The organism is Rhodoferax sp., from assembly GCF_034520025.1.
Taxonomy (GTDB): Bacteria; Pseudomonadota; Gammaproteobacteria; order Burkholderiales; family Burkholderiaceae_C; genus Allorhodoferax.
Map to the genome: position 1 here is coordinate 196,783 of NZ_JAXHNZ010000002.1, position 23,056 is coordinate 219,838.

At 57.4% G+C, this 23,056-nt stretch carries 18 protein-coding genes and 1 pseudogene; 15 read left to right on the forward strand and 4 right to left on the reverse strand.

The features are described 5' to 3' along the window. The first annotated feature begins 62 nt into the window (after positions 1-62). The 3 genes and pseudogenes from U5L73_RS09270 (at position 63) to U5L73_RS17300 (ending at position 2,667) form a co-directional block, all read left to right on the forward strand. Complete coding sequence (locus U5L73_RS09270; protein WP_322562099.1) at positions 63-1,475, forward strand: cytochrome ubiquinol oxidase subunit I; 1,413 nt, start codon at positions 63-65, stop codon at positions 1,473-1,475. Positions 1,476-1,485: 10 nt separating this feature from the next. Continuing rightward, positions 1,486-2,506, forward strand: a pseudogene (gene cydB, locus U5L73_RS09275) (cytochrome d ubiquinol oxidase subunit II). Then, positions 2,503-2,667 (forward strand): DUF2474 family protein, encoded by a 165-nt coding sequence (locus U5L73_RS17300; protein WP_416221288.1) that lies wholly within the window; start codon positions 2,503-2,505, stop codon positions 2,665-2,667. The pseudogene cydB and the gene U5L73_RS17300 overlap by 4 nt, the downstream one beginning before the upstream one ends. A gap of 54 nt (positions 2,668-2,721) precedes the next feature. On the opposite strand, the gene U5L73_RS09280 is transcribed toward U5L73_RS17300, so the two are convergent. Beyond that, the gene (locus U5L73_RS09280) at positions 2,722-4,038 is read right to left on the reverse strand and encodes a sigma-54 interaction domain-containing protein (RefSeq protein ID WP_322563480.1); all 1,317 of its coding nucleotides are present in this window, start codon (positions 4,036-4,038) and stop codon (positions 2,722-2,724) included. A 491-nt stretch (positions 4,039-4,529) separates the two neighbouring features. On the opposite strand from U5L73_RS09280, the gene U5L73_RS09285 reads away from it, so the two are divergent. From U5L73_RS09285 to U5L73_RS09295, 3 genes are read left to right on the forward strand one after another with little or no spacing between them, the layout of a single operon-like run. Next, complete coding sequence (locus U5L73_RS09285) at positions 4,530-5,426, forward strand: MBL fold metallo-hydrolase (RefSeq protein WP_322562100.1); 897 nt, start codon at positions 4,530-4,532, stop codon at positions 5,424-5,426. 52 nt (positions 5,427-5,478) lie between these two features. Further along, on the forward strand, positions 5,479-7,146 hold the full coding sequence (locus U5L73_RS09290; RefSeq protein WP_322562101.1) for a TIGR01244 family sulfur transferase: 1,668 nt from the start codon (positions 5,479-5,481) through the stop codon (positions 7,144-7,146). Further along, positions 7,146-8,906: a SulP family inorganic anion transporter gene (locus U5L73_RS09295; protein ID WP_322562102.1), complete on the forward strand. Its 1,761-nt coding sequence runs from the start codon at positions 7,146-7,148 to the stop codon at positions 8,904-8,906. The genes U5L73_RS09290 and U5L73_RS09295 overlap by 1 nt, the downstream gene beginning before the upstream one ends. A 208-nt stretch (positions 8,907-9,114) precedes the next feature. Here U5L73_RS09295 and murI read toward each other — a convergent pair whose 3' ends face one another. After that, positions 9,115-9,936: a glutamate racemase gene (murI, locus tag U5L73_RS09300; RefSeq protein WP_416221289.1), complete on the reverse strand. Its 822-nt coding sequence runs from the start codon at positions 9,934-9,936 to the stop codon at positions 9,115-9,117. 4 nt (positions 9,937-9,940) lie between these two features. Then, complete coding sequence (locus tag U5L73_RS09305; protein ID WP_322562104.1) at positions 9,941-11,494, reverse strand: fumarate hydratase; 1,554 nt, start codon at positions 11,492-11,494, stop codon at positions 9,941-9,943. A gap of 168 nt (positions 11,495-11,662) precedes the next feature. On the opposite strand from U5L73_RS09305, the gene acs reads away from it, so the two are divergent. Continuing rightward, positions 11,663-13,660, forward strand: a complete 1,998-nt coding sequence (gene acs / locus U5L73_RS09310; RefSeq protein WP_322562105.1) for an acetate--CoA ligase — start codon at positions 11,663-11,665, stop codon at positions 13,658-13,660. Positions 13,661-13,754: 94 nt separating this feature from the next. On the opposite strand, the gene U5L73_RS09315 is transcribed toward acs, so the two are convergent. Then, positions 13,755-14,066: a c-type cytochrome gene (locus U5L73_RS09315; protein WP_322562106.1), complete on the reverse strand. Its 312-nt coding sequence runs from the start codon at positions 14,064-14,066 to the stop codon at positions 13,755-13,757. A 101-nt stretch (positions 14,067-14,167) separates the two neighbouring features. Here U5L73_RS09315 and U5L73_RS09320 point away from each other — a divergent pair, with 101 nt between their 5' ends. The 8 genes from U5L73_RS09320 (at position 14,168) to U5L73_RS09355 (ending at position 22,955) form a co-directional block, all read left to right on the forward strand. Next, the gene (locus U5L73_RS09320) at positions 14,168-14,413 is read left to right on the forward strand and encodes a TIGR04438 family Trp-rich protein (protein WP_322562107.1); all 246 of its coding nucleotides are present in this window, start codon (positions 14,168-14,170) and stop codon (positions 14,411-14,413) included. A 61-nt stretch (positions 14,414-14,474) separates the two neighbouring features. Beyond that, positions 14,475-16,331: a dihydroxy-acid dehydratase gene (gene ilvD, locus U5L73_RS09325; RefSeq protein WP_322562108.1), complete on the forward strand. Its 1,857-nt coding sequence runs from the start codon at positions 14,475-14,477 to the stop codon at positions 16,329-16,331. 52 nt (positions 16,332-16,383) lie between these two features. Next, on the forward strand, positions 16,384-17,184 hold the full coding sequence (gene lgt, locus U5L73_RS09330; protein ID WP_322562109.1) for a prolipoprotein diacylglyceryl transferase: 801 nt from the start codon (positions 16,384-16,386) through the stop codon (positions 17,182-17,184). Between the two features lie 140 nt (positions 17,185-17,324). Next, positions 17,325-17,993 carry a GntR family transcriptional regulator gene (locus tag U5L73_RS09335; RefSeq protein ID WP_322562110.1) on the forward strand — a complete coding sequence of 223 codons (669 nt, stop codon included), beginning with the start codon at positions 17,325-17,327 and terminating at the stop codon, positions 17,991-17,993. Next, positions 17,990-19,486: a malonyl-CoA decarboxylase domain-containing protein gene (locus tag U5L73_RS09340; protein WP_322562111.1), complete on the forward strand. Its 1,497-nt coding sequence runs from the start codon at positions 17,990-17,992 to the stop codon at positions 19,484-19,486. The genes U5L73_RS09335 and U5L73_RS09340 overlap by 4 nt, the downstream gene beginning before the upstream one ends. 42 nt (positions 19,487-19,528) lie before the next feature. Beyond that, on the forward strand, positions 19,529-20,554 hold the full coding sequence (locus U5L73_RS09345) for a tripartite tricarboxylate transporter substrate binding protein (RefSeq protein ID WP_322562112.1): 1,026 nt from the start codon (positions 19,529-19,531) through the stop codon (positions 20,552-20,554). A gap of 8 nt (positions 20,555-20,562) precedes the next feature. Next, the gene (locus U5L73_RS09350) at positions 20,563-21,375 is read left to right on the forward strand and encodes an enoyl-CoA hydratase/isomerase family protein (protein WP_322562113.1); all 813 of its coding nucleotides are present in this window, start codon (positions 20,563-20,565) and stop codon (positions 21,373-21,375) included. A gap of 35 nt (positions 21,376-21,410) precedes the next feature. Continuing rightward, entirely contained in the window at positions 21,411-22,955 is a 1,545-nt protein-coding gene (locus U5L73_RS09355) for a malonyl-CoA synthase (protein ID WP_322562114.1), read from the forward strand. Positions 22,956-23,056: the final 101 nt, after the last annotated feature.

A 23,056-nucleotide genomic window follows, 5' to 3' on the forward strand; every position in this document is an offset into this window, starting at 1 on the left:
TGGTGGCATAGGTTTTGCAGTTTGGCTATCGACTGACACGTCATGAAACCAAGGAAGACCTGATGATTGACCCATCCGATGCCCTCTTGCTAGCGCGCATCCAGTTCGCTTTTACAGTGAGCTTTCATTTTCTATTTCCAGCTATCACTATTGGCTTGGCAAGTTACCTGGCTGTGCTCGAAGGCTTGTGGCTCCGGACTGGCCGCGAAGACTACATGAACTTGTTTCGGTATTGGATCAAGGTCTTTGCGTTGGTATTCGGCATGGGGGTTGTGTCTGGCATCGTAATGTCTTACCAATTCGGGACCAACTGGGCCGTTTTTTCCGATAGGGCGGGGCCGATCATTGGGCCACTGATGGCCTATGAAGTTCTTACCGCCTTTTTTTTGGATGCAGGCTTTTTGGGCGTGATGCTTTTTGGAATGAAGCGAGTGGGTAAAGGTTTGCACTTTGCTGCGACCCTCATGGTGGCTCTAGGCACCTTCATGTCGGCATTTTGGATTTTGTCTGTCAACAGTTGGATGCAGACGCCAGTCGGGTTTGCGGTCAACGCTAATGGCCAGTTCATCTCCGCTGGAAGTTGGCTCGCCATTATTTTTAACCCTAGCTTTCCTTACCGCTTGGCCCATACTTTGTCGGCCGCATACTTGACCACAGCCTTTATGGTTGGCGCCGTCGGTGCATGGCACCTCCTGAAAGACCGTGCTAATCCTCGCGCAAGGTTGATGTTTTCTATGGCAATGTGGATGGCGGCCATCGTTGCCCCGTTGCAAATTGTTCTCGGCGATGCTCACGGCTTGAACACGTTGGAACATCAACCCACAAAAGTGATGGCTATGGAAGGCCATTTCGAAAGCCATCCCGAAGGCGCGCCACTCATCCTGTTTGGAATTCCCAATAGCGAGAAGGGCCGAGTCGATTACGCCGTAGAAATTCCCAAGCTCTCATCGTTGATTCTCAAGCACGACTTGAACGCGCCTATGCAGGGGCTGGACACTGTTCCCAAAGCAGATCAGCCACCCGTAGGTATTGTCTTTTGGTCCTTTCGCGTGATGGTCGGGCTTGGTTTTTTGATGGCGGGCTTAGGCATTCTCAGCTTATGGGCTCGTGCTAAGGGGCGACTGTACGACTGGAAGTGGCTGCACCGCTTTGCGCTGGTCATGGGGCCGTCAGGGCTGATTGCAGTGCTCGCAGGTTGGGTCACTACGGAGGTTGGGCGTCAGCCTTGGACCATCTATGGCGTGCTTCGGACGGCCGACTCGGCCTCACCGTTGGCTGCACCTGCTGTGGCAATGTCACTGCTCGCTTTTATATTGGTCTACTTCGCTGTCTTTGGGGCAGGAGTGTTCTACATCCTAAAGTTGATGTCTAAATCGCCGGGCATCCATGAGCCGCCCCCCTCTCAGGTCCCACAAATGGCGGCCGGTACCTTACCTGTCACAGCGCTACGCACTGGCACCGCCTCGACCAAATAAGGAGTAAGGCATGAACTTTGACTTCCATCAGTTAGACCTCACCATAGTCTGGGGTTTCATTATTGTCTTGGCCGTTTTTATCTATGTAGTCTTGGATGGTTTTGATTTAGGCATTGGAATCCTCTTCAACATCTTCCCGGTCGGTCATGATCGCGACACAGCCATGAACAGCATTGCACCGGTATGGGATGGCAATGAAACTTGGTTGGTAATGGGGGGGGGGTGGATTGCTGGCGGCTTTTCCCTTGGCGTATGGTTTGATTCTGTCGGCCCTCTATGCACCCATCATTGCAATGTTGCTTGCCTTAGTTTTTCGGGGTGTCGCATTTGAGTTTAGGTGGCGCGACCCTGCGCATCGCAAAATTTGGGATTTGGCTTTCAGCGGCGGCTCACTTGTGGCTGCGCTGTCCCAAGGCATCATATTGGGGGCTTTGCTGCAAGGTATTCGCGTAACTGGAAGGGCCTATTCGGGTGGCTGGTGGGACTGGCTCACGCCTTTCTCTCTCCTGACAGGACTGAGTGTGGTTGCTGCCTACGCACTTCTGGGCTCTACTTGGCTGGTGATGAAAGCAGACGGCACACTGCAGCGTATGGCCCGTGTAATGGCGTGGTGGCTTGGTGGTGCTACTCTGGCAGCCATCGTATTGGTTAGCTTTGCTACGCTATTCCTGAGTGCCAACTACTTTGGCAACTGGCTACATTGGCCCAACATTCTTTGGGTTACACCTGTGCCTGTCTTAGTGATAACTACCAGCTTTGCCTTTATTAGAAGTATGAAGGCCAACTGCGAGGTAGCTCCTTTTTTGCTGGTACTGGCTGTCTTCCTGTTGTGCTTCGTAGGTTTGGGTATCAGTGTGTTTCCAAATGTGGTGCCAGGTGCAGTAACCATCTGGGATGCTGCGACTGACCGTAGCAGTCAAATTTTTATGCTCTGGGGCACAGCCTTGGTCTTGCCTTTGATCCTTGGCTACACCGCGTGGTCTTATTGGGTTTTTCGTGGAAAAGTGCAAGCCGATGGATACCACGCATGAAAAACTTACCGTTTCACTGGCCCGACATCACGACCACGAGCTCGGACGAGCAGCTACCTCCGTTAGGGAAACGTCTCCTCTGGATGGCAACTATTTGGACTGTAAGTATCACTCTCCTGTGTGGCGTGGCACTCTTGCTGCGCTGGGTTCTCAAGACATGATCCGAACACTCAAAAAATTTTAAGTGTTTGTAGATAGAGCAGCCCGCTGCGCATCTAGGCCAACCCAACCGCTTTCAAACGGCGGTATAGGGTGCGCTCGCTTAGGCCCAAATGAGCTGCCAGTTCTCGCCGAGTGCCACTAAACGCATTAGCAATGCGGACGAACTCATCGTCAGTCATATTTGCCCGACCCTGTAAAGTGATTGCTTTGAAAGTCACATTGGAATTGGCAGCGCGTTGACTACCGAACTCTATTGGCAGGTGTTCTGCATGAATGATGCCATCGTCAGCAAACAACCGCGAGCGGTCTAGCACGTTCCGCAGCTCGCGAATGTTTCCAGGCCAGTCGTGCGCTTGCAGTAGCGCCATAGCTTCGGGCTCCACTGTAACGCGGCGTTTTCCGCTGCCGCCGCGTTGGATAAATGAGTCTACGAGCATAGGGATGTCGTCGGCCCGCTCACGTAAGGGTGGCAAGTGAATGGGAAATGCGCTGATGCGGTAGTACAAGTCCTGCCGGAATCGTCCGTCGGCCACCATTTCTTGCAGCGGTTTATGGGTAGCTGCAACCAGTCTGAAGTCAGATTGCTGGGTTTCCACACTTCCCACCCGGCGGAACGAACCTGACTCAATGAGCCGTAGGAGCTTAACTTGCATCGGGAGTGGGACATCTCCCATCTCGTCCAAGAAGAGCGTGCCGCCTTCGGCAGTTTCAACCAGCCCTTTCTTACGCGCATTCGCACCCGTGAAGGCGCCCTTTTCGTAGCCAAACAATTCGCTCTCGAACAGGGTCTCAGTGAAACCCGAGCAGTCCACCACCACGAAGGGTCCATGGGCACGATCGCTTGCCTCATGAACAGCGCGAGCAAAAAGCTCCTTTCCGGTACCCGACTCACCGAGAAGCAGTACCGGCAACATTGACGGCGCTACTCGTTGTACTGCGGATAGGGCTAGATTAAACGAGGTGGATCGACCTACCAAGCCCTCTGCGGTGGGGCGAGCCGAGGCGCTCCGGACCGTTGATAGGCGCTCAACGTAGGCCACTATCTGACGACTGGCATCGAGGATCGGTCGCAGTTCTACATCTACATGCTCCGGTCCTCTTGGTGTGTGATGGATGTGCAGAACGCGGTCGGGGCCTTTGAGATCGAACGCTCTTTTCATTGGACAGTGCTCTCCAGCCTGGTCGCATGGCACGTCGTAGTGGTGCGAGATTCGGTAGCACTTATGACCAATATAAGGCTTGTCTACCGCTGCGAACTGTCTCCTGTAGGCAATGTTTGCAGCAAGGATGTTGTATTCGGTATCCAGCACGATCATCGGCTGTGCTTCGTGTTCAAGAAACGAAATCAAAGCCTGCACTTGCGGTGCCATGCCCAGTGTCTCAGCTTCTTGTGGTTTGGTCTCTTTCGCAGACGTGCCTTGTAGTTCCAGCATCAGTATCTCCAAATATTTGGCTATTGTGATCTCTTCGGTTTTCACTGCCAAAGCTGCTGCCACAACTGCCACTATTGCCATTCCATGGCGCTGAATGGCAGAGGTTACCACTCTCTGGATGACCCCATTTCAAAAATCTTGTTTGTTTTCAATGGCTTGCAGATTGGCTTGGAGCTTGAAATCAAGTGGCACGCGCTTTGCGATGTCTGACAGAGTCAAGTTCCAGACCGCTTTTCAACATTCAAGTGTTCAAGTGCGACTCCAGACAAACGGAAGGAAATGCGTATGCAGATAGACGAAGAAACCGCAGACCGCTCGTTGAGGGACTGCACTAGAGCAGTTTTGGCTGGCCAGTACTTTGTTCACTTGCAGCAGCCAACCCAGACCCGTTTTTCCAATTGCTGCCGGTAACTTTCTGAAAGTCAAACGTGAATACATCGCACTCCCTGCTTATTGAAGGCTTTTTCGATCCCGGAACATGGACCGTGAGCTATATCGTTCTAGACCAAGTAACCAAGCAATGCGCGTTGATCGACAGCGTGCTCGACTTTGACCTGAAGTCAGGTCGAACAACGCACGATGGAGCAGACAAACTGACAGCGCGCGTTCGCGAACTGGGCGCAACAGTACAGTGGATCTTGGAAACTCATGTGCACGCCGATCACCTTTCGGCCGCGCCCTATCTCAAGCAACAGCTGGGGGGACAGCTGGGAATTGGTGAGCACATCAAGTCGGTGCAAAACGTTTTTGGCCAACTATTCAACGCGGGTCCTGAATTCGCTCGCAACGGAAGCCAGTTCGATCATCTTTTCATGGATGGCGAGCACTTCTCGATCGGTAGCTTGCATGTTCGAGCAATGCACACGCCCGGTCATACACCAGCATGTATGACGTATGTTGTCGCTGACAGCAAGTCAGCCGATGAGCCCTTAGCAGCATTTGTTGGCGACACACTGTTTATGCCGGATGGGGGTACTGCACGTTGTGATTTTCCGGGTGGAGATGCTCGCGTGCTTTTTCGCTCGATCAACAAAGTACTGAGTCTTCCACCCGATACGCCGCTCTACATGTGTCATGACTATCAGCCCAATGGTAGAGAGCTTCAGTACGTTAGCACCGTTGCGGATGCGCGTGCAAAGAACATCCACGTGCGCAACGGTATAAGCGAAGAGGAGTTTGTGGCCATGCGTCACGCTCGCGACGCCACGCTAGCCATGCCAACCTTAATCCTTCCGGCGGTGCAAGTAAACATGCGTGCCGGAGAACTCCCACAGCCAGAAGACAACGGGTCTCGGTACATCAAGATCCCATTGAACGCAATCTAACCACTTCCTCGCCCAGAGCCTCATTAAGAGGCCGATACTTTTGGAGACAAAAATGGAAATCAAGTCACTCAGCCCTGAGATATCGGTTGCCCCTCAGGTCACCATCGCTGATTTAAATGCTGTTGCAAGAGCAGGGTTTCGCTCTGTGATCTGTAACCGGCCAGACGGTGAGGGTGCGGACCAGCCGGTCTACGCGGAGCTTGAACGCGAAGCGCGAGACCAAGGTTTGCAGATTCGCTACCTGCCGGCAGAATCCGGCAAAGTGACTGATGCACAAGGCGTCGCGTTTGGTGCGCTTATGGCTGAGTTGCCCAAGCCTGTATTGGCCTTCTGTCGCACTGGCATGCGATCTACCACCATGTGGGCACTGTCACAGGCGGCAAACATGCAGCTTCCTCAAATCGTGGAAAAAGCGTCTAAAGCGGGCTTCGATTTAAAGGGAGTCGTGCGGCGCATTGCCAATGGAGGGAAGACTCCCGTTGAAGTGTCCGACGCCATGCACGACGTCGTGATCGTTGGCGGCGGTGCCGCTGGAATTTCGGTGGCATCAAGCCTTCTGGCTCGCAAACCCGATCTCAATATTGCCATCATTGACCCGGCCGATATCCATTACTACCAGCCGGGGTGGACATTAGTAGGGGCTGGTGTGTTTGACGCTGCAGTGACAGCTCGAACGATGGCTGCCGTGCTGCCCAAAGGGGTGCACTGGATCAAGTCGGCAGTTGCTGCGTTTGAACCCGAGCGCAACGCCGTGATCTTGGACGGCTGTCGAGTAGTCAAGTATCAGCAGTTAGTGGTTTGTCCAGGGCTAAAACTTGACTGGCAGGGCATCGAGGGTCTTTCCGAAACGCTAGGGCGCAACGGTGTGACCAGTAACTATCGCTACGATTTAGCCCCCTACACTTGGAGGCTGGTTCAGGAACTGAAGCGAGGCTGCGCTATTTTCAGCCAACCGCCCATGCCCATCAAATGCGCGGGCGCGCCTCAAAAAGCGATGTATCTGTCTGCCGATCATTGGCGTCGGAGTGGCGTCTTAAGCTCCATCGACATACAGTTTTGCAATGCAGGTGCTGTTCTATTTGGCGTGGCGGACTATGTTCCAGCCTTGATGGAATATGTGAGGACTTACGGCATCGGTCTGAATTTCGGTCAAACGCTTGTGTCTGTCGACGGTCCCGCAAAAAAGGCGGTTTTCAGCGCAAACAATCCCGACGGCACCAACGAATTTATCACCCGCGAGTTCGACATGCTGCACGCTGTGCCTCCACAGAGGGCGCCAGACTTCATTCGTATCAGTCCACTTGCAGACGCCGCCGGGTGGGTCGATATTGACCCAGGTACGCTACGCCACAAGGAGTTCGTCAATATCTTTGCGTTGGGTGACGTAGGCAACACAAGCAACGCCAAGACTGCTGCCGCGGCGCGAAAGCAAGCACCAGTGGTCGCACACAACCTGCTGGTCACCCGTGGCGATGTGCAGGGCGAGGTAAAGTATGACGGCTACGGATCTTGTCCACTCACAGTCGAGCGTGGAAAAATCGTTCTGGCCGAGTTCACCTACGGTGGCAAAGTATCGCCTAGTTTCCCTAAATGGCTGATCGACGGTACCAAGCCCTCTGCACTGGCTTGGTATCTCAAAGAACGCGTGTTGCCGCCGCTCTATTGGGACGGGATGCTCAAAGGACGGGAATGGCTGGCACAACCTGAGATGGTGGGTTGATGGCACAAGCTAGAAGTTGGAAGCAACGCCTGCCCTCGGTGCCAGTCTTGGACTGGGGACGGCGCTACGACCAAGAGACTTTTGTTGGTGACTTGGTGGCAGCCTTGATTGTCACGATCATGCTGATCCCACAAAGCTTGGCCTACGCGCTTCTGGCGGGTTTGCCGCCGGAGGTGGGCCTTTACGCCAGTGTGGCGCCTTTGTTGCTTTACGGCGTGTTGGGCAGCAGTCGCGTGCTCGCTGTGGGGCCGGTGGCGGTAGTCTCGCTTATGACGGCTGCTGCGGTGGGAGAGCATGCTGCGGCGGGTACCGCGGCTTATTGGCAGATTGCCATCACGCTTGCCTTTCTATCAGGAATGATGCTGCTAGTGATGGGTGTCCTTCGCCTGGGTTTCCTTGCCAATTTCCTGAGTCACCCGGTAATCTCTGGCTTCATCTCGGCATCAGGGCTCCTCATAGCGGCCAGTCAATTGAAAACCCTGATGGGCGTGAAAGCAGATGGGCACAACGTCGTCGAACTGTTAACCGCGATTGCCCGGCAGGCGGACAGTGCTCACCTGCTGACCCTAGCCGTTGGCCTAATCGTCACTGGTTTTCTGTTTTGGGTGCGCAAAGGTCTTAAGCCCTTACTGACTGCCTGGGGCATGAAGCCAAAAATCGCTGATGTTGTTGCCAAGGCTGGCCCTGTAGCTGCCATCGCTGTCACCACCGCTTTGGCGTGGGCCTTGGATTGGCAGGCGCAAGGTATGAAGATTGTGGGCAATGTTCCGCAAGGACTGCCACCGCTTACAGCTCCCACATGGGATCTGGCACTGTGGCGCGAATTGGCAATGCCGGCACTGCTGATAAGCGTAGTCGGATTCGTGGAATCAGTATCCGTCGGCCAGACATTGGCGGCTAAGCGTCGACAGCGTATTGAGCCAGACGAAGAGCTTGTTGCGCTGGGTGCGAGTAATTTGTCGGCGGCAATAAGCGGTGGCTTCCCCGTGACGGGGGGCTTTGCAAGGTCTGTTGTTAATTTCGACGCCGGTGCCCGAACCCCTGCAGCTGGCGTTTTTACAGCAATCGGCATCACGCTGGCATCGCTGTTGCTAACGCCAGCGTTGTACTACCTGCCACAGGCTACGCTTTCGGCCACCATTATTGTGGCGGTGTTGTCGCTCGTAGACTTTGGCATTTTGAGCCGTACATGGTCCTATTCCAAGCCGGACTTTGCTGCCGTGGTTGCCACCTTGTTTGCAACGCTCACGCTAGGAGTTGAAACCGGCTTGGTCATTGGAGTCGGCGTGTCACTGGCGTTGTATGTGTTTCGCACCAGTCGGCCACACATCGCCGAGGTTGGTTTGCTACCAGGTACAGAGCACTTTCGCAACGTGTTGCGTCATGAGGTGCACACAAGCCCGGAATTGCTCACCTTGCGCGTTGATGAGAGCCTTTACTTCGCCAATGCACGCAGCCTAGAGGACCGTATCAATGATGCGGTGGCTAGTCGCCCCACACTTCGCCATGTGGTGTTGCTATGTTCAGCGATCAATGACATCGATGCGAGCGCACTGGAGAGTTTAGAGGCCATAGACCAACGCCTGAAAACTGCCGGCGTGATGCTGCATTTTTCGGAGTTGAAGGGGCCTGTCATGGACCGCCTGCGTACGACCGAACTGCTACAGCATTTGAGTGGTCAAATCTTCATGAGCCAGTATCAGGCTGTCAAGGCACTGACGCCCGATATTCTCGGGAAGCCCTCGTTTTTATCCCACTGAACCCACTAAAGCACCAAGTCCCAACCTCGGGCCCCAGCGCATTTTCAGTTCGGTCAGGGCAAGTGCTGCCTACGCTTCTGTAGGGTGATTCTCGATCTGCGCAGACTGGATGTGCAAATTATGCGGCTCGGGTGGCGATTCGGCTTCAGGCATGAGTGAAGCGCTGGACAACAGTGCAAAGCGGGGTAGCTTTCGGTTGCGTTAGCAGCTAAATCTCCAAGTCATGCACAGTATCTGCAATTCCCAGCCAGCGCTCGGCCGCTAGCGCCAGGGTGCGGGAGTCGCCTGTGCTGTGAAAGTCGATTCGTCCGCTGTTTGACGGTTCGATAGTGAGCAGTGTGTTGGCCTTTACAAGCAGACGCCGGGTCTGGCGGGCCACTGGGGCACCTCCTTCCAGATAGTGCACCTCATGTCCGGTTCCTGAGCGAAGTGACGCCTCTGCGAAGGGGTAGTGAGTGCAGCCCAATACCAGCGTATCAATGTCACCGGTTTGAATGCCAAAAGTGCCCATGGCCCTCGTAAATGTTGCGCAAGCAGCTCCTGTTTTGATAGCGTCAAACTGCTCAATGGCCAATGCCAGCCCGGGGCAGGGCTGAAGAACAAAGCGCGCTTGATCTTGCAAGCTTGCCAGCAAACGTTGGAACTTCTCGCTCTTCAAGGTGCTCGGCGTTGCCATTACCCCAATGACGCCCGTCTTGCTCTTAGCCACCGCAGGTTTGAGTGCCGGTTCAATACCTATGATGGGTAGTGCAGGGTGTTCTGCCCGCAAGACGTGAATCGCTGCAGCAGTGGCCGTGTTGCAGGCCACTACCAGGGCTTTGATCTGGTGATGGTGTTGCAACCAGCGGCTGATCGTGCCGGAGCGATGGATCAGGTACTCGTCATCCCGCTCACCGTAGGGTGCGTGGCCGCTGTCCGCGACATAGACAAACCTTTCGTTTGGCAATTCAGCCCTAAGCGCCCGTAGGACGCTCAGGCCGCCTAGGCCACTGTCAAACACCCCGATGGGGTGCATGCTTTCGATCGGCAATGGCTTAACGCGAAGTGACAGGAATGGACTTGAATTCGCCAGTAGCGATCTTCTTTTTCCAGTCCTCAGGCCCTGTGATGTGGGCACTGGTGCCACCAGCGTCCACCGCCACAGTGACAGGCATGTCAACGACGTCGAATTCGTAAATCGCTTCCATGCCCATATCTTCAAAACCGACCACTTTGGCGGTCTTGATGGCCTTGGACACCAGGTAGGCCGCACCGCCAACCGCCATCAGGTAGGCACTCTGGTGCTTCTTGATGGCTTCGATGGCGACGGGGCCGCGCTCTGCTTTGCCAATCATGGCAATCAAACCGGTTTGCGCCAGCATCATCTCGGTGAATCCGTCCATACGGGTGGCGGTTGTCGGGCCTGCTGGGCCAACTGCTTCATCGCGAACCGGGTCAACGGGGCCGACGTAATAGATCACCCGGTTGGCAAAGTCCACGGGCAGCTTTTCACCCTTGGCCAGCATGCCTTGGATGCGTTTGTGCGCGGCATCGCGGCCGGTCAGCATCTTGCCGTTTAATAGCAATGTCTGGCCCGGTTTCCAGCTGGCGACTTCTTCCTTGGTCAGGGTATTGAGGTCCACTTTTTTGCTGGTCTCGTAGTCAGGTGTCCAGTTGACGTTGGGCCAGAGGTCCAAGCTTGGCGGATCCAGATAGACGGGGCCGCTGCCGTCCAACACAAAATGGGCGTGGCGGGTGGCGGCGCAGTTCGGGATCATGGCGACCGGCTTGCTGGCCGCGTGCGTCGGATACATCTTGATCTTGACGTCCAGCACGGTGGTCAAACCGCCCAAGCCCTGTGCGCCAATACCCAACGCATTGACCTTCTCCATCAGCTCCAAGCGCATTTTTTCCACATTGTTGAGTTCAGCGCCGGCTGCGGCTTTGGTCTGCAGCTCATACATGTCCAAATCGTCCATCAGGCTTTCTTTTGCCATCAGGACGGCCTTTTCAGCGGTGCCGCCGATGCCGATGCCCAGCATACCGGGCGGGCACCAGCCAGCGCCCATGGTGGGAACGGTCTTCAAGACCCAGTCCACCACCGAGTCGCCGGGGTTCAACATGACCATTTTGCTTTTGTTCTCAGAGCCGCCACCTTTGGCTGCCACGGTCACTTCGACCGTATTGCCGGGCACGATTTCCGTGAAGATCACCGCCGGGGTGTTGTCTTTGGTGTTCTTGCGCAAAAACTCAGGGTCCGCAACCACCGAGGCGCGCAAAGTGTTGTCGGGGTGGTTGTAGCCTTGGCGGACACCTTCGTTGATGGCGTCGTCCAGGCTCCCAGTGAAGCCCTCCCAGCGCACATCCATACCGACTTTGAGGAACACGTTCACGATGCCGGTGTCCTGGCAAATGGGGCGGTGGCCGGTCGCACTCATTTTGCTGTTGGTCAGGATTTGGGCGATCGCGTCTTTGGCAGCCGGGCTCTGCTCGCGCTCGTAGGCGCGGGCCAGGTGGGCGATGTAGTCGGCGGGGTGGTAGTAGCTGATGTACTGCAGCGCGGCAGACACGGATTCGATCAGGTCAGCCTGGCGGATAGAGGTGGTCATGGTCGGACTTTTCAGAGATTGGATGGCAGTGAAGGGCAAACTCGCTGAGTTTATCGAATCACACCTGCACTAGCCTGACGGCGGGCCTTGACCCAAATCAGTCAGTGATTTGTAAGTGCATGGGATAACCATGCGCGCAGTTTTCAAAAAATCCGAGGAGACAAACCTGTGAGCGCATCATCTTCTGCTATCGAGTCCATGTTGGTTGAAAACCGGGTGTTCCCACCCAGTGAAGCCACAGTCAAAGCGGCCCGCATCTCCGGCATGGAGGGCTACAACGCCCTTTGCGCCGAAGCCGAAAAAGATTTCGAAGGTTTCTGGGCCCGCTTGGCCAAGGAAAACGTGGTGTGGAACAAGCCTTTCACCCGCACTTTGGATGAGTCCAACGCACCGTTTTACAAATGGTTTGATGATGGCGAGTTGAATGCGTCCGCCAACTGCCTGGACAAGCACATCGGCACCCCCACTGAAAATAAAGTGGCGGTCATTTTTGAGGCTGATGACGGTACTGTTACCAAAACCACCTACAAAGAGCTGTTGGCTCGGGTCAGCCAGTTTGCCAACGCACTTAAGGCAGACGGCATCCAAAAGGGCGACCGGGTACTGGTGTACATGCCCATGACCCTGGAAGGCGTGATTGCGATGCAGGCCTGCGCCCGTATCGGCGCTACCCATAGTGTGGTGTTTGGTGGCTTCTCGGCCAAGGCTTTGCAAGAGCGCATCATTGACGCAGGTGCGGTTGCGGTGATCACCAGCAACTACCAGATGCGCGGCGGCAAAGAGTTGCCTTTGAAGGCTATCGTGGACGAGGGCATCGCCATGGGTGGCTGCGAGTCCATCAAGAGCGTTTTTGTGTACCAGCGTACCAAAACAGCCTGCAACATGGTGGCAGGGCGCGACAAAACGTTTGATGAAGCCTTGGCCGGCAAAAGCACCGACTGCGCACCGGTACCCGTGGGCGCTGAACATCCCTTGTTCATCCTCTATACCTCGGGTTCAACCGGCAAGCCCAAGGGCGTGCAGCATTCCACGGGTGGCTATTTGCTGTGGGCCAAGCTCACGATGGACTGGACCTTTGACTTGAAGCCTGAGGATGTGTTCTGGTGCACGGCTGATATCGGCTGGATCACGGGCCACACCTATGTGGCATACGGCCCATTGGCTGCTGGCGCTACCCAGATTATTTTTGAGGGTGTGCCCACTTTCCCGAACGCTGGTCGCTTCTGGCAAATGATTGAGCGTCACAAGTGCACCATCTTCTACACGGCGCCAACTGCGATCCGTTCGCTGATCAAAGCCGCTGAGAGCGATGCCTCTGTGCACCCCGACCGCTCGGACTTGTCGAGCCTGCGCATTCTCGGCTCGGTGGGTGAACCCATCAACCCCGAAGCATGGATGTGGTACTACAAAAACGTCGGCCACGAGAAATGCTCCATCGTGGACACTTTCTGGCAAACCGAAACCGGTGGCCACATGATGACCCCGCTGCCCGGCGCCACACCGCTGGTTCCCGGCAGCTGCACGCTGCCCCTGCCTGGAATCATGGCTGCCATTGTGGATGAAGTTGGCAATGACATTGCCAACGGAACCGGCGGCATCCTGGTCGTTAAGCGCCCGTGGCCCTCCATGATCCGCACCATCTGGAATGACCCTGAGCGTTTTAAAAAAGCTTACTTCCCCGAGGAAATGGGTGGCAAGCTGTACCTCGCCGGCGACGGTGCGGTGCGCAGTGCAGACCGTGGCTACTTCCGTATTACGGGCCGCATTGATGACGTGCTCAACGTGTCTGGCCACCGTATGGGAACTATGGAGATCGAGTCCGCGCTCGTGTCCAAGTCCGATCTGGTCGCCGAAGCTGCCGTGGTCGGTCGCCCCAATGATCTGACGGGCGAGGCGATTTGCGCCTTTGTGGTGCTGAAGCGGGCCCGCCCCAGCGGCGACGAAGCCAAAGCGATTGCCAAAGATTTGCGCGACTGGGTTGCCAAGGAAATCGGGCCGATTGCCAAGCCAAAAGATATCCGCTTTGGTGAAAACCTGCCCAAGACCCGTTCCGGCAAGATCATGCGCCGCTTGCTGCGCTCCTTGGCCAAGGGCGAGTCCATCACCCAAGACACCAGCACCCTGGAGAATCCAGCCATTCTGGATCAATTGGGTCAGGCTTACTAAGCCATCCTGGTTTTCCATACGGTAGGCGCCCATGGCGCTTGCCCATAAAAAAGCCGCTAGTTTTTAGCGGCTTTTTTTGTTGCGAGTGAGCCGCTTAATTCAGTGAGAGAACCCAGGCCGCCAGTTTCTTGGCCTCAGCTTCACTGACCTGCGAATTCGCCGGCATGTAAGCGGTACCCCAAGCGCCGCTACCACCTTTCATGATCTTAGTGGCGAGGCGATCTGCGGCTGTCTTGTCTCCCTTGTACTTGGTGGCCACGTCTTTGAACGCCGGCCCCAGCACTTTTTTGTCCATCATGTGGCAGGTCATGCAGTTTTTGGACTTTGCCAAGCCCTGATCCGCCCAAGCGAGGGGGCTGAGCAATACCAAGGAGAGCACCCAACCACGCGATAGAAAATGATTCATCTGAAGCCTCTGTTGTTTCGCTAACATCTCTACAACGGGATTGTAGTAACTCAGGTTGACCCCCCCACTAGAAACGGGGGCAACACATTGGAGCAAATACTATGTATTTTTTGGTTTTGGGTTTGATTCTTCTGGCCATGAAATACCTGCTGATCGAGCCGGTAGCCGCGTGGGCTTGGTGGCAGGTTCTGATGCCCTTTGCACTGGCTATTGCCTGGTGGGCGTGGGCGGACAGCTCCGGCTACACCAAGCGCAAGGCCATGGACAAGGAAAATGCCCGCAAACAGGCCCGCATAGACCGCCAGCGGGAAGCCATGGGGCTGCAGGGATCTAAAAAACGTCGCTGAGGGGCTGGAGGATAATCTCCGGCGCCCCCCATTCTGTTCAACCGAATATCTATTTCACACCATGCCCGCTTACCGTTCCAAGACCTCCACTGCCGGCCGCAACATGGCCGGTGCACGCTCTTTGTGGCGCGCGACCGGCATGAAGGATGCTGACTTCAGCAAGCCCATCATCGCCGTCGTGAATTCGTTCACCCAGTTCGTCCCGGGCCACGTCCACTTGAAAGACTTGGGTCAATTGGTCGCGCGCGAGATCGAGGCAGCGGGCGGTGTTGCCAAAGAGTTCAACACGATTGCTGTGGACGACGGTATCGCCATGGGCCATGACGGCATGTTGTATTCGCTGCCTAGTCGCGACATCATTGCTGACAGCGTGGAGTACATGGTTAACGCGCACTGCGCCGATGCCATGGTGTGCATCTCCAACTGCGACAAGATCACCCCCGGCATGTTGATGGCCGCTATGCGCCTGAACATCCCGGTGGTGTTTGTGTCCGGTGGCCCGATGGAGGCCGGCAAGGTCAAATTGCTCAACCCCACGACCCAGAAAATTGAATTCCGAAAGCTCGACTTGGTCGATGCCATGGTCATGGCCGCGGACGACAAGGTCAGCGATGCGGATGTTGCGGAAGTCGAGCGCTCTGCTTGCCCCACCTGTGGCTCTTGCTCTGGCATGTTCACCGCCAACTCGATGAATTGCCTGACCGAAGCTTTGGGCTTGTCTTTGCCCGGCAACGGCACCGTGCTGGCGACCCACGCCGACCGCGAGCAATTGTTCAAGCGCGCGGGTCATCTGGTGGTGGAGCTTTGCAAGCGTTACTACGAAGAAGAAGACAGCAGCATCCTGCCACGTTCCATGGGCTTCAAGGCCTTCGAGAATGCGATGGCGCTGGACATTGCCATGGGTGGCTCCACCAACACCATCTTGCACGTTCTGGCCATTGCCCAAGAAGCGGAAATCGACTTCACCATGGCCGATATCGATCGCATGTCCAAGATCGTCCCGCAACTGTGCAAAGTAGCCCCGAATACGGACAAATACCACATTGAAGACGTGCACCGCGCAGGCGGCATCATGGGCATTTTGGGTGAATTGGACCGCGCAGGCCGTTTGCACACCGACGTGGCAACAGTCCACAGCAAAACCATGAAGGACGCGCTCGACCAGTGGGATATTGCCCGCAACCCGTCGGACGCGGTTCAGACTTTCTATAAGGCTGGCCCCGGCGGCATTCCTACCCAGGTGGCGTTCAGCCAGGCTGCTCGCTGGCCTAGCCTGGACACGGACCGCGCTACAGGCTGCATCCGCTCTGTGGAGCACGCCTTCAGCAAAGAAGGCGGCCTGGCGGTGCTGGTAGGCAATATTGCGCTCAACGGGTGTGTCGTCAAAACCGCGGGCGTGGATGACAGCTTGTTGATGTTTGAAGGCCCTGCCCACGTGGTGGAGTCGCAAGACGAAGCGGTCGCCAATATTTTGGCCGACAAAGTGGTGGCAGGTGACGTCGTCATCGTGCGTTACGAAGGTCCCAAGGGCGGCCCCGGTATGCAGGAAATGCTTTACCCCACCAGTTACATCAAGTCCAAGGGCTTGGGCAAGGCCTGTGCCTTGTTGACGGATGGTCGCTTCTCGGGCGGTACGTCGGGTCTGTCCATCGGCCACGCTTCGCCTGAAGCGGCTGCGGGTGGTGCCATCGGCTTGGTTCGCAATGGCGACCGCATCCGCATCGACATTCCCAATCGCTCGATCAACGTGCTGGTCTCGGATGAAGAGTTGGCAGCCCGCCGCGTAGAGCAGGACAAGCTGGGTTGGAAGCCTGCCCAACCCCGCCCCCGCAAGGTGACTGCTGCCCTCAAGGCCTACGCCAAGCTGGTCATGTCTGCGGACAAGGGCGCAGTGCGCGACCTCTCTTTGCTCGATTAAGCAGCTCGCACGCCGTGGCAGAGGGCTGCTCCGGCGTGCTTTTTAGGTTTTCATGCTAATTCATCCTCAAATTGACCCGATTGCGCTGCAATTGGGCCCGGTCGCTGTGCATTGGTACGGCCTGACCTACCTCGTCGCTTTCGGGCTGTTCCTGTTTCTCGGTGCACGCAGGCTGCGTCAGCCTACATTTGCGGCGGGGCAGGGTGCTTGGTCGTTCAAGGACATTGAGGACATTTTGTTCCTCGGTGTCATGGGCGTGGTGCTCGGTGGGCGCATTGGCTACTGCCTGTTCTACAAGCCAGGCTACTACGCCAGTCATCCGCTGGAAGTCTTGTACGTTTGGCAAGGCGGCATGAGTTTCCATGGCGGCATGTTGGGGGTGATCGGCGCCATGTTGTGGTTTGCCCACTCGCGCAAAAAGGCGTTCTGGCAAGTTGCAGATCTGGTTGCCCCGTGTGTTCCGACCGGCCTGGCCTCTGGGCGGGTTGGTAACTTCATCAATGGCGAGTTGTGGGGCCGGGTTGCAGACCCCTCTTTGCCTTGGGGCATGCTGTTTCGGGACGGTGGCCCCTTGCCACGTCATCCCTCGCAGGGGTATCAGTTTTTGCTCGAGGGGGTGCTGCTGTTCGTGTTGCTCTGGTGGTATGCCAGCAAGCCGCGCAAGCAAGGGCAGGTGGCGGCGGCGTTTTTGTTGGGCTATGGCGTGTTCCGATTCATCGCCGAGTTCTTCCGCGAGCCGGATGCCCACCTTGGTTTGCTGAGCTTGGGCATGAGCATGGGGCAGTGGCTCTGTGTGCCGATGATTCTGGGTGGCGCAGCCTTGTGGCTTTGGGCAGATCGCCGCAGAGCCTGATTTCACCGTCTGCTCACCGAAGCACCCCACGGGTAACTACCGGGGGTGCTTTTTTGTTTTGCGCCCTATGATTTTCCGTAATTATCGGTAATTATGAAAAATTGCCGGCTTGGCAATGTTCCTCAGGAGTGTGTCTGCCGATGCGTGCTGTTCCCAATTCCTTGCATGACGACGTAGCCGACCGGCTGCGGCATCGCATTTTTGAAGGGGCATTGCCAGCGGGCGCTTATGTGGATGAGGTTGCACTCTGCACCGAATGGTCCATCTCACGCACGCCTTTGCGTGAGGCGCTCAAGGTGCTGACTGCCGAGGGGCTGATCCGGCACGAGCCGCGGCGCGGAAGTTTTGTCAGCGAGGTCACCGAGCGGGATCTGGACGATATTTTTCCGGTCATTGCTTTGCTGGAAGGCCGCTGCGCCTTCGAGGCGGCGCGTAAAGCCACGGTGGCAGATTTGGCGGCCCTCGAGGCACTGCACCTGAATCTGCAGGCGCACGCTGCGGCAGGGCGCATCCCTGACTATTACGCCACCAACTACACGATCCACGAGGCCATCATCACCCTCGCCGACAACCGGTGGCTGGCCCAGTCGATCGCGGATCTTCGAAAAATTCTCAAGCTCGCGCGCTTGCAGCAGTTGCGTGCTCCCGGGCGCTTGGAGCAGAGCCTCAGTGAGCACCTTGCTGTGTTTGCTGCCATCCGCGCAGGTGACGCAGAGGCCGCCGATGCAGCCATGCGCAACCACTTGCTGCGTCAGCGTGAAGCGTTGCGGGAATTGGCCCATTACGGAAAGAGCAGGTTATTGGCATGACACAAGATTCCTGGATCAACCGCAACGTGGTGCGGCTACTGCCACGTGGTTTTAAGCAAAATGTGCCTCAGGCGCCCGTAAATAGTGCGCAAGATGCTCCTGAATTGATAGTGGTGAAGGCGGCATCCGGCGTTTTCAAAGGGCGCCCGCAGGTGCGCAGCACCCGTGAGCGTTTGCAGGGAACGCTGCGCCAAAGCAACGAGGCCTTGTCGCCCCGGGTGCTGCGTCGCATTTTGCAAGAGCTCCAGGCGGTGATTGACGGGCGGGTGAGCGAGGTTGAAGGCGGGCGTCGGGCAGCGGCCCTGATGGCCTGGTATGCCGGCGCTACCCCGCCACGCCGCCTCGATATGTGGTTGCTGATGAGTGAAATGTTTGTGGCGGATCCGGTGAAAGCCCAAGCGGCGCAGGCACAGTTTGCTGCCGCGCTCGGTACCCCCGATGAAGCCGCTGCCGAAGTGCACTACCGCCGGGCCACGGTGTCGCCGCGCCGGCGTTTGCTGCAGCGCTTCAGCGCCGATGCGGCTGGCATCCGCTTTTTGGTGAACCTGCGGGCGGAAATGCAGAGCGCATTGAAGTCTGACAAGCGGCTGCAGGCGCTGGATGTAGAGATGGAGTACATGTTCTCCACCTGGTTCGATGTGGGCTTTTTAGAGCTGCGCCGCATCAGTTGGGACTCTCCTGCCTCGCTTGTCGAGAAACTCATCAAATACGAGGCGGTGCACGACATCAAAAGCTGGGCCGATGTGAAAAACCGCCTCGACTCCGACCGCCGGTGCTACGGTTTCTTTCACCCCCGCCTTCCCGATGAACCGCTGATTTTTGTGGAAGTGGCTTTGGTGGATGCGCTGGCGGACTGCATCACCCCTCTCTTGGACGAGTCTGCGGATGCGGTAGATTTGAATGCCGCGACCACGGCGATTTTTTATTCCATCAGCAACACGCAGGATGGCCTGCGGGGTGTCAGTTTTGGTGACTCGCTCATCAAGCGGGTGGTGGAAACCTTGAAAACCGAGTTTCCGCGCCTCAAGACCTTTGCCACGCTGTCGCCGATTCCTGGCTTCAGGAGTTGGCTACAAAAAAACGCGGCTGCGCAATTGGAGCGGCTTGACGCCTCTGCGCGCGAAGAGCTGGGCCGCGCGGTCGGCTTTGAGCCGGTGACCGCGGCCCATTTTCTGGCGGCCTGCGAGACCCCTTTGGCGCTGAAGCCGACTTCGGCCGTACGGCTGATGCTCATGCGCTGTGCCGCCCAGTACCTCGGCCGCGAAACGCTGCACGACAAGCCCCTGGACCCGGTCGCTCGGTTCCATTTGGGCAATGGTGCACGGGTGGAGCGCCTCAATTGGGCCGGTGACCCTTCGGGCAAGGGCCTGAAGCAGTCCTACGGGCTAATGGTCAATTACCTTTACGACCTGCAGCGGCTCGACAAATACCGGGAAGGCCTGGCCCATGGCCGGATTCCGGTGGCTGGTGCAGTGAGTACCTTGTATTTTTAGTCAGCGACAGTGTGTAACCCCAACAATAAGCAGGAGACAGACATGGCACATGAACAAGACTTTTCCACCCCCGACCAGGCTTGCGGCATCAGTCGCCGCCGTATTTTGGGCGCCGGCTCGGCGCTGGCGGCTGCATGGGCTCTGGCCCCTGCGGGCGCGCTGGCCCAGTCCAAGTGGCCGGCCAAGCCGGTGACGCTGGTGGTGCCGTTTCCGGCAGGTGGCGGCACCGATGCTTTTGCCCGCCCGATGTCGGCCCAGTTCGCCAAGCTCACCGGAACCCAGCTGGTCATTGACAACCGCGGCGGCGCCGGCGGCACTCTGGGGGCAGGTATCGCAGCCAAGGCCGCGCCCGATGGCCATACCCTGTTCATGGGTGCGGTGCACCATGCGATTGCCCCCAGCATGTACCCCAAGCTGGATTACGACATTGAGAAAGACTTCATCCCCTTGGCCTTGGTCGCCAATGTGCCACAAGTGCTGGTGGTGAACCCGAAGAACGTGCAAGGTGACTTCAAGGCATTTCTGGCGCAGGTCAAAGCCAACCCCGGAAAACTCAACTACGGCTCCGCAGGTGGCGGCACCTCGCACCACCTGGCGGGTGAACTGTTCAAACAGCAGACGGGCACTTTCATCACCCACATTCCTTACCGAGGGGCTGGCCCTGCGTTGCAAGACCTGATGGCGGGCAGTGTGGACATCATGTTTGATGGCTTGGGCTCCTCCGCCGCGCACATCAAAGGCGGGCGAATCAAGGCTCTCATGGTGTCCGGCAGCAAGCGCAGCCCGGCGTTCCCCGATGTGCCCTGTGCGGCCGAGTTGGGGCTGCCGAACTACACCGTGACCACCTGGTACGGGTTGTGGGCGCCCAAAGGCACACCCGCTGACATTCAGGCGCGTGTGGTGGAAGAGGTGAACCGCATCGCAATGGCAGACGACATCAAAACCAGCTGGGGCAATAACGGCGCGGAATTCGGCAAACTCACACCGGCGCAATTTGGCAGCTTTGTGAGTGCCGAGGTCAAGCGTTGGGCCACGGTGGTCAAGGCCTCGGGCGCCAAACTCGACTAAGGAGCACCATGGCAGGCGGGATTGCAATCGAGCGGGATGCCTATGGAACACCCGGTGTATGGGCGCTGACCCTTACCCACACCGGCAAATTCAACGCCATGTCCCGCAGCATGTGGGCGGAGTTGAAAACGTTGTTCGAGGCGGTGCAGGCGGACAAGCTGGTGCGCTGCGTGCTGCTGCGTGGCGACCAGGGCCACTTTTGTGCCGGTGGCGATATTGCCGAGTACCCCGGTTTCCGTTTCGATGCCATCCAACTTGAGTACTTCCATGAGCGGGAGGTGTGGGGTGGTTTGCAAGCCATGCTCGATTGCGACGTGCCCATCGTCGCCCTGATCGAGGGCAACTGCATGGGGGCGGGGTTGGAGATCGCCAGCTGTTGCGATTTGCGCCTGGCAGCCGACACCGCCCGCTTCGGTGCCCCGATTGCCCGCTTGGGTTTTCCGATGGCGCCGCGCGAGGCCGCGCTGGTGGGGCGGGTGGCCGGTGCCACCGTCGCCCGTGCCATGCTGCTGGCCGCCGAGGTGTTTGACGCCCCGGCCATGCTCGGGCATGGTTTTCTCACCCGCGTGTGCGCGGCGGCAGAGTTGGGCAATGCGGGCCGGGAGTTGGCCGTGCGCATCGCGGCGCTGGCCCCGCAAGCAGCCCGCTTGAATAAGCAAACGTTTCGTACGCTAAATGAGCCGGTAGCGCTCGCAGAATATGCGCAAGCAGCTCCTGATTTGATAGCAAATGAGTTGCGTGCTTCCTACGCCTATGCCGACTCTGCTGAGCACCGTGAGGGCATCACTGCCTTTCTTGACAAGCGCAAGCCGGTGTTTTGACCGGCTCCTCTTTTCCCTTTGATTTTACGCACCCTATGAGCAACAACAAAATCCTTGCGGCATCTGACGCGAATTTGTTCACCGCATTGCGCGCAGCTTTTCCGGCGGACATGACACGCACCGCGGTGGAGACCGACAGCGGATTGCACTACTCCTGGCGCGACCTCGACGAGGCCACGGCTATGGTGGCCAACCTGTTCGGCTTTCTGGACCTGGCACCCGGCAGCCGGGTTGCTGTGCAGGTGGACAAGTCGGTAGAGGCCTTGGTCTTGTATCTCGCAACGCTGCGCGCCGGGCTGGTGTACCTGCCGCTGAACACCGCCTACCAAAGTGCAGAAATGGAATATTTCTTGGGCGATGCCAAACCCGCGGTGCTAGTGTGTGCCGGCCGCAACTTCGGCTGGCTCAGCAAGATGGCTTTTTTGGCCGGCACCCAGCATGTGTTTTCGCTCAATGACGATCGCACCGGAACGCTTCTGGAGCGCGCCTCGCATTACCCGCGCACCCACACACTGGTGCCGCGGGCTCCGGACGATCTGGCCGCCATCATCTACACCAGTGGCACCACCGGCCGCAGCAAAGGCGCGATGCTGAGCCACGGCAACCTGCTGAGCAATGCGCAGGTGCTGCAGCAGCATTGGGACTGGAGGGCTGGCGACGTGTTGATCCATGCACTCCCGATATTCCATGTCCATGGGTTGTTCGTGGCCATCCACGGCGCACTCATCAACGGCAGCACCATGCTCTGGTGCGCCAAGTTCGAGCCTGCTACCACCTTGCGGCTCATGGCGCGGGCGACTGTGTTCATGGGCGTGCCCACACTATACGTGCGCCTGCTGGCCGAGGCAGGGCTGGACGCCCAGTCCACCCGCCACATGCGCCTGTTTATCTCGGGCTCCGCGCCCATGCTGGTCGACACGCACCGCCAATGGCAGGCGCGCACCGGGCACACGATTCTGGAGCGCTACGGCATGTCAGAGACGGTGATGCTGACCTCCAACCCGTGCAAAGCCGCAGACGGTGAGCGCATGGTCGGCACTGTGGGGCGGCCCTTGCCCGGGGTGCAGCTGCGGGTGCGGGATGAGGCGGGGCAGCCTGTGCCCACCGGAGAGACCGGCGGAATTGAGGTCAAGGGCGCCAACGTGTTTCAGGGCTACTGGCAAATGCCCGAGAAAACGGCGCAGGAGTTCACTGCAGACGGCTTCTTCAAAACCGGTGACGTAGGCTTTGTGGATGCCATGGGCTATGTCACGATCGTCGGGCGCAGCAAAGACTTGATCATCAGTGGGGGCTACAACGTTTACCCGGCCGAGATCGAGGGCTACATCAACAACCTGGACGGCGTAGAGGAAAGCGCGGTTGTGGGCGTGCCGGATGCCGATTTCGGCGAAGTGGGTGTGGCCGTCGTGGTACCACTGAAAGGGCACACCCTGGACGGCCCAGCCATGGTCACCACGCTCAAAGGCATGCTGGCGAATTTCAAGGTGCCCAAGCGCTGTGTGATCGTGGATGCGCTTCCCCGCAACGCGATGGGTAAAGTCCAAAAAAATCTTTTGCGTGAGCAGTACAAAAAATCATAAAATATGAAAAATACGTTTTTAGTAGTTTTTGTGTGATTTTGAGTAAAGCTCTGTAGGCTGGCGTATCATCCGGCCTGCCTTCAGATGAACCCCCAAGGGAG